We start from the raw sequence: 13,236 nt of genomic DNA on the forward strand, positions 1-13,236 counted from the left end.
CCTCTGCCGTGCCGTACGAAACCTCAGCCGGTGTTGCGCAGACCGGCCGCGACGCCGTTGACGGTGAGGAGCAGCGCCCGGGACAGGATCGGGTCCGCTTCCTCGCCGCGCTCGGCGGCCGCGCGCTGGCGGGCCAGCAGCGAGACCTGGAGGTAGGAGATCGGGTCCAGGTAGGCGTCGCGGACCGAGAAGGTCTGCTGGAGGACCGGGTTGGAGTCGAGGAGCTTCTCGCCCCCGGTGATCCGCAGGACCTCGCGGACCGTGAGCTCGTGCTCGGCCTCGATGCGGGCGAACACGTGCTTGAGCTCGTCGGGCACCAGGGTGTCGACGTAGTGGCGGGCGATCCGCAGGTCCGTCTTGGCCAGCGTCATCTCGACGTTGGACAGGAAGTTGCGGAAGAAGTGCCAGCGCTCGCCCATCTCGGCCAGCGCGTCGCCCTGGCCGGCCTCGCGCAGGGCCTTCAGGCCCGAGCCGACCCCGTACCAGCCGGGGACGATCTGGCGGGACTGGGTCCAGCCGAACACCCACGGGATGGCGCGCAGGCCGTCGAGGCCGGCGCCGGAGTCGGGGCGGCGCGAGGGCCGCGAGCCCAGGTGCAGGTCGGCGAGCTGGTCCACGGGGGTGGCGGCGAAGAAGTACGCCGGCAGGTCCGGGTCCTCGACGAGCTCGCGGTACGCGTCGTGCGCGGCGTCCGAGACGGTGTCCATGGCCGCGTCCCAGCGGGCCAGGTCCTCATCGGACTGGCGCGGGGCGGTGTGCAGGGCGGAGGCCTGGAGGGTGGCCGCTACGGTCAGCTCCAGGTTCTCGCGGGCCAGCGAGGGGACGAGGTACTTGTCGGAGATGACCTCGCCCTGCTCGGTGACCTTGATCTCGCCCTCCAGGGTGCCCCAGGGCTGCGCGAGGATCGCGTCGTGCGAGGGGCCGCCACCGCGGCCGACGGTGCCGCCGCGGCCGTGGAAGAGGCGCAGGCGCACGCCGTAGCGGTGGGCCACGTCGCGCAGCCGGCGCTGGGCTCGGTGGATCTCCCACTGGGAGGTGGTGATGCCGCCGAACTTGGAGGAGTCGGAGTAGCCGAGCATGACCTCCTGGACGTCGCCGCGCAGCGAGACCAGGCGCCGGTAGGAGGGGTCGGCGAGCATCTCGTCGAGGATGACGTCGGCGGCCTTGAGCTCGTCCGTGGTCTCCAGGAGCGGGACGATGCCGATCTTGGCCCAGCCGCCGTGCAGGTCGATGAGACCGGCCTCGCGGGCGAGGACGGCGGCGGCGAAGACGTCGTCGGCGCCCTGGCACATCGAGATGACGTAGGACTCGATGACCTCGGGGCCGAACTTCTCGAAGGCGTCCTTGATGGCGCCGAACACGCCGAGCGTCTTCTGGCCGGCCGCGTCGAGCGGGGCCGGGGTGGGCGCCAGCGGACGGCGCGAGCGCAGCTCCTTGGCCAGGAGCCGGCCGCGGTAGTCGCGGGGCATGTCCGCGTAGCGCCAGGACTCCTCGCCGAGCCGGTCGAAGAGCTGGCCCAGCGCGTGGTGGTGGGCGTCCGCGTGCTCGCGTACGTCCATCGTGGCGAGCTGGAGGCCGAAGGCGGCCAGCGTGCGGATGGTGCGGTCCATGCGGCCGTCGGCGAAGAGCGCGCCGCGGTGCTCGCGCAGGGAGGTCTGGATGAGGGTGAGGTCGGTGAGCAGCTCGGCGGTGCCGAGGTAGTCGCGGCCTTCCTCGTGCGGGGTTCCCTTGGCGAGGCGCTCGCGGGTGTTGAGAAGCTTCTGCCGGACGCAGGTGGCCTTGAGGCGGTACGGCTCCTCGGCGTTCAGCCGCTTGTAGCGCGGGCTGATCTCCGGGAGGCGCTCCAGGTCGGCCTGGAGGGAGGTGAGGAGTTCCTCGGTGGCGCCGGTGTAGCGGATGGAGTTCGACAGCAGTCCGCGCAGGAAGTCGATGAGTTCCAGGGCGTCGGTGATGCCGTGCTCGTGCTGGAGGATCAGCACGTCCCGCGTCACGTCGGGGGTGACGTTGGGGTTGCCGTCGCGGTCGCCGCCGATCCAGGTGCCGAAGGTGAGCGGGCGGGTGCCGGCCGGGATCTCGATGCCGACGCGCTGGAGCTCGGCGGCGAGGTCTTCGAGGACGTCGCCGACGGCGCCGGCGTGCAGCTCGTCGAGGTAGTAGATGGCGTTGCGCGCCTCGTCGGCGGGCTCCGGGCGGACCACGCGCAGTTCGTCGGTCTGCCAGACGAGGTCGATGTTCTCCGCGAGGCGCAGGTCGTGGCGGCGGCGCTCGCCGGCGCCCGCGACGGGCTCCTCCAGGAGGGCCGCGATGCGGCGCAGCTTGTTGAGGACGCTGCGGCGGGCCGCCTCGGTGGGGTGCGCGGTGAAGACGGGGCGGACGTTGAGGTTCTTGACCGTCTCGCGCAGGTGCTCGGGGTCCGCGTCCTTGAGCATGTCGGCGGTGCGGGCCAGCAGGCCCCCCTCGGCGGCGCGGTGGGCGCGCAGCTCCTTGCCGCGGTGCACCTGCTCGGTGACGTTGGCGAGGTGGAAGTAGGTGGAGAAGGCGCGCACCAGCTTGGCGGCGGTCTCCAGGTCGGTGTCGCCGAGCAGCTCGGCGGCCGCGATGCCGTCGGTGCGGGTGAGGGCTCGGACGCGTTCGACCAGGTCGAGGAGGTCCTGGCCCTCCTGACGTACGAGGGTCTCGCCGAGGAGGTCGCCGAGGCGGCGGATGTCCGCGCGCAGTTCGGCGTTGGCGGCGCCGGCGGAGGACGTCGCCGAGGCGGTGGTCGAGTGGGCCTGGTCGGCACTGCTCACAGGTGCGGCTCCTTGCAGTGTTTCGAGCGCTACTGGGAGGTGGGCCCCGGATACGCGCGGTGGTGCCCGCCCGGACCTGGGTCCGGCGGTGCCACCGCTTCCTGATGCGCAGCTCGGGCTGCCCGTGCGGACCGCGCTGTCCGACGACACCAGGATAGGTGGCCCGTACCGGTGACCAGGCCCGTGTGTCACCAGGCGGGACGACGGCCCCGCGGCCCGGGCCGATGGACCCGGCTGCGGGCGCGCTCCTCTTGCCCCGCGGGGGACCTTTGCCATACTTACGTTGCCGTAGGTTACGCACCCGTAGGGATGTGTGGCCGGGCGGCGCGCCTGCCGACTCCCTCACCCTCAGGGGACACACCTATGACCATCAGTCCCGACGTGATCGAGGACGCCTCGGCGTCTTCCGGCGCGTCCGTGCCGTCCGCGACCCTCGGCGGTGAGAGCAAGCGGTCCGTGGAGCAGATCGCGCTGCTGCTGTTCATCACCGTCCCCTTCCTCGCACTGCTGGTGGCGCTTCCGCTCGCCTGGGGCTGGGGGGTGAGCTGGCTGGACGTGGGCCTGATGGTCTTCATGTACTTCCTGGCCTGCCACGGCATCACCATCGGCTTCCACCGCTACTTCACGCACGGTTCCTTCAAGGCGAAGCGGCCGCTGCGCATCGCCCTGGCGATCATGGGCTCGATGGCGGTCGAGGGACCCCTGGTGCGCTGGGTGGCCGACCACCGCAAGCACCACAAGTACTCCGACCACGAGGGCGACCCGCATTCGCCGTGGCGCTTCGGCGAGACGGTGCCGGCCCTGATGAAGGGCCTGTGGTGGGCGCACATCGGATGGCTCTTCGACGAGGAGCAGACCGACCAGCAGAAGTACGCCCCGGACCTGATCAAGGACCCGGCGATCCGCCGCATCTCGCGCGACTTCGTCTTCTGGACGATGTTCTCGCTGGCGCTGCCGCCGCTGGTGGGCGGTCTGGTGACGATGTCGTGGTGGGGCGCCTTCACGGCGTTCTTCTGGGGCTCCCTGGTCCGGGTCGCGCTGCTGCACCACGTGACGTGGTCGATCAACTCGATCTGCCACGCGGTCGGCAAGCGCCCGTTCAAGTCGCGCGACCGCTCCGGCAACGTGTGGTGGCTGGCGGTGCTGTCCTGCGGCGAGTCCTGGCACAACCTGCACCACGCCGACCCGACGTCCGCCCGGCACGGTGTGCTGCGCGGCCAGGTCGACTCCAGCGCACGGCTGATCCGCTGGTTCGAACAGCTGGGCTGGGCGTCCGACGTCCGCTGGCCGTCCGAGGCCCGCATCGACGCCCGACGCAAGGAAGAAGTGTCGAACGCGGCATGATGGGGGACGTGGGAAACGACGGCAGCAGTTCCAGCAGCGAGAAGCCCAGGCGCAGCCGCCGGGTCCGGATGACGGGCGCCGAACGGCGTCAGCAACTGCTGGACATCGGCCGCACCCTGTTCGCCGAGAAGGGGTTCGAGGGCACGTCGGTGGAGGAGATCGCGGCGAAGGCCGGAGTCTCCAAGCCGGTGGTCTACGAGCACTTCGGCGGCAAGGAGGGCCTCTACGCGGTCGTCGTGGACCGCGAGATGCGCCAGCTGCTGGACGGGGTGACGGGCGCGCTGACGGCCGGGCACCCGCGGGAACTGCTGGAGCAGGCGGCGTTCGCGCTGCTGGACTACATCGAGAACTACACGGACGGTTTCCGGATCCTGGTCCGTGACTCCCCCGTGGCCCAGTCGACGGGCACCTTCGCCTCGCTGATCAGCGATATCGCCACGCAGGTCGAGGACATCCTCGGTCTTGAGTTCAAGGCCCGCGGCTTCGACCCGAAGCTGGCCCCGCTGTACGCGCAGGCGCTGGTCGGGATGGTCGCGCTGACCGGGCAGTGGTGGCTGGAGACGCGCCAGCCGAAGAAGGCCGAGGTGGCGGCGCACCTGGTGAACCTGTCCTGGCACGGACTGGAGAACCTGGAGGCGAAGCCGCGGCTGGTGGGCCACCGCAAGAAGTGAGCGCGCCCGCCCGTTCGCGGTGCGTGAGCGGGACGTCGCACCTGGTGCCCGGGGCCCGAGGCCCCGGGCACCGCTGCGTTCTGAACGTGATCAAAATAGCGCGCTTAATGTCTAGACAACACGCGTCACACAGGTAGTCTTCGGTAACTCCCGGGGGGGAATGCCGTCTCACGTGCAGCGCAGCACTGCCGCGCGCCGTGGACGAGATCGTTCAGCCCGGTTTCGCCTGACTACCAGGGAGACCTCTTGTCTTTCATGCGCTCCTCGCGCTCCGGCCGCATCGCGGCCTGCACCGCCCTCGCCCTCGCGGCGGGCATGCTCCTTTCCGGCACCTCGGCCTCGGCCGCCGAGAAGCCGATCCCCACGCCGAAGGTCGAGCGGCCCAAGACCGACGACCGCGCCACGGGCGTCCGGCCGAAGGCCCCGTCGTCCAAGGCCGCGGCCCGTACGGCGGCGGCGGCCTCGCTGACGCCGCTGTTCGACGCGGACGGTGACGGCTGGTCCGACATCCTGTACCGCGGGCTCAACGACTCGTCGTACCTGAAGACCTTCGACGGTAAGCCCGACCCGGAGTACTACGTCGATGGCGCGGGCTACGACGGGGACTTCAAGGACGTCGTCCCCGCCGGCGACCTCAACCGCGACGGGCAGCCCGAGCTGCTGACGCTCTCCGTCGCCGGCAAGCTGTCCCTCCTGTCGGCGAACACCGGCGGTACCTACCGCACCGGCTGGTCCGGCAACGGCTGGAACATCTACAACAAGGTCGTCGGTGTCGGCGACGTGACCGGCGACGGCAACGCGGACCTGCTGGCCCGCACGTACGCGGGCTCCCTGTACCTGTACCCGGGCAACGGCACGGCCGGCTCGGGCAGCCCGTACGGCGCCCGCATCTCCCTCGGCGGCGGCTGGAACGGCTTCTCCCAGATCGTCGGCGGCGGCGGCGACTTCAACGCCGACGGCCGTGCCGACCTGCTGGCGGCCACGCCCGGCGGCACGCTCTACGTGTACCCGGGCAAGGCCGGCGGCGGCTTCGGCGACCGGATCAAGAGCGGCACCGGCTGGAACATGTACAACCAGCTCCTGGTGCTGACCAACAACTCCGGCGGCAACTGGCTCGTGGGCCGCGACACGAGCGGCAAGACGTGGACCTACCCGTCGAACGGCGCCGGCCGCTTCGGCGACCGCCAGCTGATGGGTACCGGCTGGGAGTACGAGAACCTGATCTCCGGCCAGGGCGGCGTGCCCGCGCACGGCCGCGCCGAGGTGGGCGGCCGCACCGGGGCAGGCGCCCTCTACTGGTACAGCGGCAGGATGAACGGCGGCTTCGCCGACCGTCAGATGGTCCTGGGCAACGGCGAGGCGCCGGTCAACCAGGTCGGCATTGCCCTGGCCTCCTCCTTCAACGCCACGAACGACGCCCAGTGGCTCATGTGGGGCGGCGGCAAGCTCTACATCGGCGACCACTACCTGGGCGCCGGCTGGGACATCTACAACTCCCTCACCGGCGTGGGCGACATCAACGGCGACGGCTACGGCGACCTGCTGGCCCGCGACAAGTCCAACGTGCTGTGGCTCTACCCGAGCTGGGGCAACGGCTACCAGTTCCGCGACCGCGTCCGCCTCGGCGCCGGCTGGGGCATCTACAACAAGCTCCTCGGCGCCGGCGACGTGACCGGCGACGGCCGCGCGGACCTGCTCGCCCGCGGTACCGACGGCACGCTGTGGGTCTACCCGGGCAACGGCACGGCCGGCTTCGGCGACCGCGTCAAGATCGGCGCCAGCGGCTGGAACGGCCTGAAGAAGCTGGCCGCGGTCGGCGACATCACCGGTGACGGCCGCACCGACCTCGTCGGCGTCAACTCCGCCGGCACCGCGTTCGTGTACAAGGCGACGGGCCTCAAGGGCCTGAACACCTTCCAGGGCAACACCTCCATCGGTGGCGGCTGGAACACCTACGTGGAACTGTTCTGATCGGTTCCGCCCGTACGAAGGCGCCCCGTCACCGGATCTCCGGTGGCGGGGCGCCTTCGTATGCGCCGTGGCGGTTCAGCGGCCGACGCGCCGCGGGGTGTGCCGTTCCGGGCCGTGCGGTTCCAAGAACTCCAGCCGGTTGCCCACCGGATCCTCGGAGTAGAAGCGGTGGTGGCCCGGGAGGGCGTCGTCCCAGACGACCTTCGCGCCCCGCTCCCGAAGTCTGCTCGCGTAGGCCTCGATGCCATCCACCCTGAGCCCCGGGTGCGCCTTGCGGGCGGGGTGGAAGTCCTCCTCGATGCCGAGGTGGAGCCGGACCGGACCGGCGGCGAACCAGCAGCCGCCGCGCGCCGCGAGCACCGGCGGCTTGGGGATCTCGGTCATGCCGAGCACCTCGGTGTAATAGGCCCGCAGCCGGTCCTCCGAGCCGGGCGGGGCGGCGAGCTGGACGTGGTCGACTCCGGCGAGCATGTTCAGGCCTCCCTGCGGGCGACGGCGAAGATCCGGCGGAACGGGAACACGGTGCCCCGGGGGCCCGTGGGGTAGGCCGCGCGGAGCAGGGTGCGGTACTCGGCGAGGAAGGCCTCGGCGGCCTCCTCGTCGTCGGCCAGCGCGGTGAGCACGGGCCGCAGTGCGGTGCCCTTGACCCAGTCCAGTACCGGGTCGGGGCCCTCGAGCAGCTGGTGGTAGGTGGTCTCCCATACGTCGGCGGCGCAGCCGAGCTCGGTGAACCGCTCCAGGTATCCGGAGGGTTCGAGGATGTGGATGTAGCGGGCTCCGTGTCCGGCGAGCCGGGACCGCCAGCGCGGGGTGTCGCACAGCTCGGCGAGGATCCGGTGACTGGGGGCGGTGAAGTTGCCGGGGATCTGGAAGGCGAAGGTGCCGCCGGGGCGCAGTCCGTTGATCCAGGGGGCGAAGGAGCCGGCGTGGCCGGGGACCCACTGGAAGGCGGCGTTGGAGACGATCAGGTCGTAGGGCTCCTCCGGGAGCCAGTCGGCGAGGTTGCCGTGGCGGAAGTCGAGCTTGCCTCCGCCGCCGGTGGAACCGGCGTATTCGGCATCGGCGCGGTGGAGCATCTCGGGGGAAAGGTCGTAGCCGGTGATGTGGGCTTCGGGCCAGCGGTCCGCGAGGAGCGCGGTGACGTTGCCGGGGCCGCAGCCGAGGTCGGCGATGCGGGCGGCCCGGGAGGGGAGCTCGGGTATCCGGGCCAGAAGGTCGAGGAAGGGCCTGGCCCGGTGGCCGGCGTGCCGGAGGTACTGCTGCGGGTCCCATGTGGGGGCGGTGGGGGCAGTGGGGGTGGTGGGGGTGGTCGGCGCGGTGGGCGCGTCGCCCGTGGTCGACGCCGGAATCCTGGCCGGCGCGGTATCGGAATGCATGTTCGAGCCTCCCTGCTGGCGGTGCGGTCGGAATCGGAAGCTGCTCCGGCCCCCTCCATGCCCCATGGTGGCGAAAAATATATCTCGATGTCAAGATACTTGAGTTCGAGATACTCGATTTAAAGAGACTTCACGTCGACAGACCCTTTACACTGATCCGCATGGAGGACGAGGTCGACCGACTGGTCGCGGCATGGCGGCGCGAACGCCCTGACCTCGACGTGGAACCACTCGAGGTGCTCAGCCGCGTCAGCAGGCTCGCGCGGCATCTCGACCGCGCCCGACGGCTGGCCTTCTCCGAGCACGGCCTGGAGCCGTGGGAGTTCGACGTCCTGACCTCGCTGCGGCGAGCGGGCGCGCCCTACCAGCTCTCCCCCGGCCAGCTGTTGACGCAGACCCTGGTGACCTCCGGGACCATGACCAACCGCATCGACCGGCTCGCCAAGAAGGGCCTCGTCGAACGGCTGCCGGACCCCAACGACCGCCGCGGGGTCCTGGTGCGCCTCAGCCCCGAAGGCCGCGACCGCGCCGACCAGGCGCTCGCCGGGCTGCTGGCCCAGGAACGAGCGATCCTGGCCCAGCTCTCGCGGACGCAGCGCGCCGATCTCGCCGGCTTGCTACGCCAGTTGACCGCTCCGTTCGACAACATCCCCGGCTAGTCCCTGCCCCGGCAGTCCCGGCAGGTCGGCGGGACGTACCCCGGCCCGCCGGGCCAGGGCGACCGCCGCGAGCGTGGAGTGCACGCCCAGCTTGCCCAGCACGTTCTGCATGTGGGTGCGGACGGTGTGCGGGGAGAGGAACAGCCGCGCGGCCACGTCCTTGCGGCCCAGCCCCGCCACCATGCAGCGCAGCACCTCGTGTTCCCTGGGCGTGAGGGACTCCACCAGCCGTTCGCTGTCGGTACGGTGCTTGCGCGCCGCGGTCAGCTCGCGGAGCACTCCCGTGAGCAGCGCGGGCGGAAGGTGCGTCTCCTCGCGCAGGACTCCGCGGATGACGGCCAGGAGCCGTGAGAGCGAGCAGTCCTTGGCCACCCAGCCCGATGCTCCCGCCTGGAGCGCGAGGGCGGCCCGGCGTGCGTCGTCGCGCTCGGCGAGCACGACCGTACGGACATCGGGATGGGACACCCGTACGCCTGCCACCAGCGCGATCCCGTCGGCGGCGGGCGGGACGGAGGCGGACTCCCGCTGGGCGGGAACGCCCGCGGGGACGGCGGCCAGGTCGGAATCGACGAGCAGAACGTCGAAGCGGCGGCCCTCGGCCACCGCGCGTTCGAGGCAGCGCAGCGCGGCGGGGCCACTGCCGGCCGCGGAGACGTCCACGTCCGGTTCGGCCGCGAGCGCGGCGGCGAGAGATTCGGCGAAGATGCGGTGATCGTCGACCACGAGTACCCGGATACGGACCACAAAACCCCCAAGGGTCGGGGAACGGACGGCTGCGGGTACGACGCCCGGACCGGGTGATCCGCAGGCGCCGCGGCCGCCGCCGTGACATCTCTGCACTACCCCGGACCGGACGTCGTACCCGACTTGTCTCGACCCCTGAATCAACACCGGCCCCCACCGGTGTCACGCATCAGCGTAGGGCCGGGGTCGACTCGTGGTTGGCCGAATTGCAGAAGTTTTTCGAGCGATTTTCCGGCGAGGCGCTTCCGGAGGGGCTCCGGGGTGGCTTGAAATCGCCTGCTTCCTGCCCGGGTAAGGCCCGTTCCGTCCGGTCGTGTGCCATGGGCAGTTGCACGGGGGGTATTTCACTCGGCGTGCGCACGCCGGGCGCCCGCGTGCAGCGCCCGGCGAGGGCGCGCCCGGAACGCACGCACGCCCCCGCCCTGGTGGGGGCGGGGGCGCGCGCGTGGCAGGGGTGGGCCGGGGGCGCCTGAGGGCTCAGCCGCGCCGGGCGCGGGTGAAGTTCCAGGCGTCCGTCACGATGCCCGTGAGGTCCGAGCGGGTCGGGGTCCAGCCGAGGCGCTCGTGGGCCGTGCGGGCGGAGGCGACGAGGAAGGCCGGATCGCCGTCCCGGCGGGGGGCCACGATCTCGGGAATCTCCTTCCCGGTGACCTTGCGGACCGTCTCGATGACCTCGCGGACCGAAAACCCGCTGCCGTTGCCGAGGTTGCACACCAGGTGCTCGCCCCCGGCGGCGACCCGCAGCGCCGCCAGGTGGGCCTCCGCGAGGTCGGCGACGTGGATGTAGTCCCGTACGCAGGTGCCGTCCGGGGTCGGGTAGTCCTCGCCGAACACGGAGATCGACTCCCGCTCGCCGAGGGCCACTTGCAGCACCAGCGGGATCAGGTGGGTCTCGGGGTCGTGCAGCTCGCCGAACCGCCCGTACGCCCCGGCCACGTTGAAGTAGCGCAGCGAGACCGCCGCGAGGCCGTGCGCCGCGCACTCCCCCGCGATCATGTGGTCGACGGCGAGCTTCGAGGCCCCGTACGGGTTGGTGGGGGCGGTCACCGAGGACTCGGTCAACGGCCCGTCGCCGGGCTCCCCATAGGTGGCCGCGGTGGAGGAGAACACCAGTCGGCGCACGCCCGCCCCGCGCATCGCGGCCAGCAGGGCCAGGGTGCCGCCGACGTTGTTCTCCCAGTACTTGCCGGGGTTCACCACGGATTCGCCGACCTGCGAGGAGGCCGCGAAGTGCAGGACCCCGTCGTAGGACGGGTCCAGGTACTCGGCGGCGTCCTGGATCCGGCCCTCGATGAACTCGGCGCCCGACGGCACCCCGGAACGGAAGCCGGTGGAGAGGTCGTCGAGGACGGTGACCTCGTGGCCCTCCTCCAGGAGGTGGGCCACGACCACCCCGCCCACGTATCCGGCTCCGCCGGTGACCAGGTATTTGGAATCCTTGGAAGACGCCGTCTCGCTCACGTGCCTGCTGCCTCTCGCCGGGGGAACGCACGCACCGAACGCGTGCTGGTCACCGGCATACCCGAATCCGCGCCGCCGGGGAAATCCCGGGCCCGGATCAGGGCCGGGCGCCCCCGGACGGCGGCGGTCCGGCCCGGTCCAGCAGACCCGTACGGGCGGCCAGCGCGGCCGCCTCCAGCCGCGAGCCCACGCCCAGCTTCATCAGCACCCGCTGGACGTGCGTGCGCGCGGTGCTCGGCGCGATGGCCATGCCGGCGGCGATGAGCCGGGTGTCCTCGCCCTCGGCGACCCGGACCAGCACCTCCACCTCGCGCGGGGTGAGCAGCCGCAGCAGCCGGCTGCCCTCGTCGTCGGGCTGCGCGGCGGGGTTGAGCAGCTCGGCGAAGGCTGCCTGCAACAGCTGCGGCGCGATGGCCACTTCCCCCGCCCGGGCCTTGGCCAGGGCCCGCTCCACGCCTTCGATGCGCTCGTCGTGGCGTACGTACCCCGAGGCGCCGGCCGCGAAGGCGGCGGCGATCCCGCGCGGGCTCGGCACCGGTCCCAGGACGACCACGGCGATCTGCGGACGCTCCCGCTTGATCCGGACGATCGGCTCGAAGACTCCGGGCTCGGCGGGCGTGGCGGTGCCCAGCAGGCAGACCTCCGGGGCCCGGCTGATGACCAGTTCGGCGGCGCCCGCGGCCGGGGCGGCGGCCGCCAGCACCCGGTGGCCGCGCAGTTTCAGGGCCGAGGCGAGCGCCTCGGCCAGCAGCCGGTGCTCGTCGACCACCATGACCCGTACGCCCATTGGGACACCCACCCCCGCCCTTCTGACCCGGCAAGCTACACGCTTGTTCGACGGCGCGGTGCGGATACCGCGCAGAAGCCCCCGGAAGGACGGCTTGAGTTCTAGTGGTCGTCGCAACACCCCAGCTCAGGGGATGCGATGGATTTCAAGATCCGGGAGAACCGGGGACCAGGGGGCGGTGGCCGTCTGACGCGTGAGCGGGAGGCATACTCCCGGCTCATGCAGCAGGGCTACAGCAACAGAGAAGCCTGCCGGATCGTCGGTATCAACCTGCGGACCGGCAAGAGATGGCGCAACGGTTGGCACTCGCCGCCGTCTGGGAAGCCGAAGCCTCCGATCACCGTGGAGGCTTCGGCTTCTGGCGTATCCAGGTACCTCCGCGAAGAGGACCGCATCCACATAGCCGACCGACTGCGCGAGAAGGCGTCGATCCGCACCATCGCCGCCGAGCTGGGCCGCAGCCCCTCCACCATCAGCAGGGAGATCCGCCGCAACGGCATTCCCTCACGCGGCGACTCGTCCTGCTGGGCCTACCGGCCCCACGCAGCCCACCGCCGCGCCGAGCAACGGCGCCCCCGCCCCAAGCCCGGCAAGATCCGCCGGAGCGCCGAACTACGCCAGTTCATCCAGGCCCACCTCACACTCCGATGGAGTCCGGAACAGATCTGCCAGGCTCTGCAGGCACGGTTCCCCGCCCGGCCGGAGATGCACGTGGCCCACGAGACGATCTACCAGGCTCTCTACGTCCAGGGCCGCGGAGAGCTCCGCCGCGAACTCACCCGCGCCCTGCGGACGGGCCGGTCCCGCCGCCGGCCACACCGCCAGTCCTACAAGCGCAAGCCGCGCGCCATACCGAACATGGTGATGATCAGCGACCGGCCTGCCGAGGCCGCCGACAGGGCCGTCCCCGGCCACTGGGAAGGCGATCTCATCATCGGAAAGGACGGCAAGTCCGCGATCGGCACCCTCGTCGAACGCACCACCCGCTACGTGATGCTCGCCCACCTGCCCTTCGACCACACGGCGGCCAGCACCCGGGACGCGCTCGTGGAGACGGTGAAGACTCTCCCGCCCCACCTGCGGCGATCCCTGACCTGGGACCAGGGCGTGGAGATGGCCGCCCACCAGGCATTCACCGTCGCCACGAACATCCCGGTCTACTTCTGCAACCCGGCCAGTCCCTGGCAGCGCGGCTCCAACGAGAACACGAACGGCCTGCTGCGGCAGTACTTCCCCAAGGGCACCGACCTGTCCCGGCACACGCCCCAGGACCTGGCCACCGTCGCCGCCGAACTCAACGGGCGCCCACGCAAAACGCTCGGCTGGGAAACCCCAGCCGAGCGCCTGTCTAAACTGCTCGCGGCCTGATCAACCGACCACGTGTTGCAACGACCCCTCGAATTCACCCGGACCTTCCGGGGGCTTCCGGGGGTT

11 protein-coding genes are annotated in these 13,236 nt (G+C 71.3%); 5 read left to right on the plus strand and 6 right to left on the minus strand.

From position 1 onward, the window contains the following. Positions 1-23: 23 nt before the first annotated feature. On the minus strand, positions 24-2,789 hold the full coding sequence (gene ppc, locus OG247_RS17385) for a phosphoenolpyruvate carboxylase (protein ID WP_442813316.1): 2,766 nt from the start codon (positions 2,787-2,789) through the stop codon (positions 24-26). Positions 2,790-3,152: 363 nt separating this feature from the next. Here ppc and OG247_RS17390 point away from each other — a divergent pair, with 363 nt between their 5' ends. The 3 genes from OG247_RS17390 (at position 3,153) to OG247_RS17400 (ending at position 6,775) form a co-directional block, all read left to right on the plus strand. Next, complete coding sequence (locus tag OG247_RS17390; protein WP_327253106.1) at positions 3,153-4,133, plus strand: acyl-CoA desaturase; 981 nt, start codon at positions 3,153-3,155, stop codon at positions 4,131-4,133. Further along, positions 4,130-4,804 (plus strand): TetR family transcriptional regulator, encoded by a 675-nt coding sequence (locus OG247_RS17395; RefSeq protein ID WP_383947427.1) that lies wholly within the window; start codon positions 4,130-4,132, stop codon positions 4,802-4,804. Before OG247_RS17390 ends, OG247_RS17395 begins: the two co-directional genes overlap by 4 nt. 255 nt (positions 4,805-5,059) lie before the next feature. Next, positions 5,060-6,775, plus strand: coding sequence for an FG-GAP repeat domain-containing protein (locus tag OG247_RS17400; RefSeq protein ID WP_327257510.1), 1,716 nt, complete (start codon positions 5,060-5,062; stop codon positions 6,773-6,775). A gap of 75 nt (positions 6,776-6,850) precedes the next feature. On the opposite strand, the gene OG247_RS17405 is transcribed toward OG247_RS17400, so the two are convergent. Both OG247_RS17405 and OG247_RS17410 read right to left on the minus strand, forming a co-directional pair. Continuing rightward, entirely contained in the window at positions 6,851-7,246 is a 396-nt protein-coding gene (locus OG247_RS17405) for a VOC family protein (protein WP_327253107.1), read from the minus strand. A 2-nt stretch (positions 7,247-7,248) separates the two neighbouring features. Next, positions 7,249-8,151, minus strand: coding sequence for a trans-aconitate 2-methyltransferase (locus OG247_RS17410; protein WP_327253108.1), 903 nt, complete (start codon positions 8,149-8,151; stop codon positions 7,249-7,251). Between the two features lie 161 nt (positions 8,152-8,312). Here OG247_RS17410 and OG247_RS17415 point away from each other — a divergent pair, with 161 nt between their 5' ends. Further along, complete coding sequence (locus OG247_RS17415) at positions 8,313-8,810, plus strand: MarR family winged helix-turn-helix transcriptional regulator (protein WP_254385882.1); 498 nt, start codon at positions 8,313-8,315, stop codon at positions 8,808-8,810. On the opposite strand, the gene OG247_RS17420 is transcribed toward OG247_RS17415, so the two are convergent. The 3 genes from OG247_RS17420 to OG247_RS17430 form a co-directional block, all read right to left on the minus strand. Beyond that, positions 8,769-9,554: a response regulator transcription factor gene (locus OG247_RS17420; protein ID WP_327253109.1), complete on the minus strand. Its 786-nt coding sequence runs from the start codon at positions 9,552-9,554 to the stop codon at positions 8,769-8,771. The two genes, OG247_RS17415 and OG247_RS17420, sit on opposite strands and share 42 nt — an antisense overlap. Positions 9,555-10,031: 477 nt before the next feature. Further along, positions 10,032-11,015: a UDP-glucose 4-epimerase GalE gene (gene galE, locus OG247_RS17425; RefSeq protein ID WP_327253110.1), complete on the minus strand. Its 984-nt coding sequence runs from the start codon at positions 11,013-11,015 to the stop codon at positions 10,032-10,034. Between the two features lie 97 nt (positions 11,016-11,112). After that, complete coding sequence (locus tag OG247_RS17430) at positions 11,113-11,802, minus strand: response regulator transcription factor (RefSeq protein WP_327257511.1); 690 nt, start codon at positions 11,800-11,802, stop codon at positions 11,113-11,115. 138 nt (positions 11,803-11,940) lie between these two features. On the opposite strand from OG247_RS17430, the gene OG247_RS17435 reads away from it, so the two are divergent. Continuing rightward, positions 11,941-13,170, plus strand: coding sequence for an IS30 family transposase (locus OG247_RS17435; protein WP_442813242.1), 1,230 nt, complete (start codon positions 11,941-11,943; stop codon positions 13,168-13,170). Positions 13,171-13,236 lie beyond the last annotated feature (66 nt).

This window comes from Streptomyces sp. NBC_01244 (assembly GCF_035987325.1).
GTDB lineage: Bacteria > Actinomycetota > Actinomycetes > Streptomycetales > Streptomycetaceae > Streptomyces.